The organism is Streptomyces varsoviensis, from assembly GCF_000718635.1.
GTDB classification, from domain to species: Bacteria; Actinomycetota; Actinomycetes; order Streptomycetales; family Streptomycetaceae; genus Streptomyces; species Streptomyces varsoviensis.
This window is the reverse complement of the sequence record NZ_JOBF01000089.1, coordinates 1-271: the sequence shown is the minus strand read 5'-3', so window position 1 is coordinate 271 and position 271 is coordinate 1. Positions and strand designations below refer to the sequence as shown.

General features: G+C 64.6%; 1 protein-coding gene. It reads right to left on the bottom strand.

Translation table 11 applies throughout. The features are described from left to right. Nucleotides 1-271 (bottom strand): flavodoxin-dependent (E)-4-hydroxy-3-methylbut-2-enyl-diphosphate synthase (locus IF55_RS35720; RefSeq protein WP_030893510.1); only part of this gene is annotated, 271 nt, incomplete at both ends.

The window sequence follows — 271 nt, the reverse complement described above, 5'->3', positions numbered from 1 at the left end:
CCGCAGCCCCAACGACTCCAGGATCTGATTACCGACCTTGATCTCCTCCACCGGCGGCGCCGAGAGCGACACCCGGATCGTGTCCCCGATCCCCTCACTCAGCAGCGCACCGAACGCCACCGCCGACTTGATCGTCCCCTGGAACGCCGGCCCCGCCTCCGTCACACCCAGATGCAGCGGGTAATCACACCGCTGCGCCAGCAGCCGGTACGCGTTGACCATCACCACCGGATCGTTGTGCTTCACCGAGATCTTGATATCCCGGAAACCA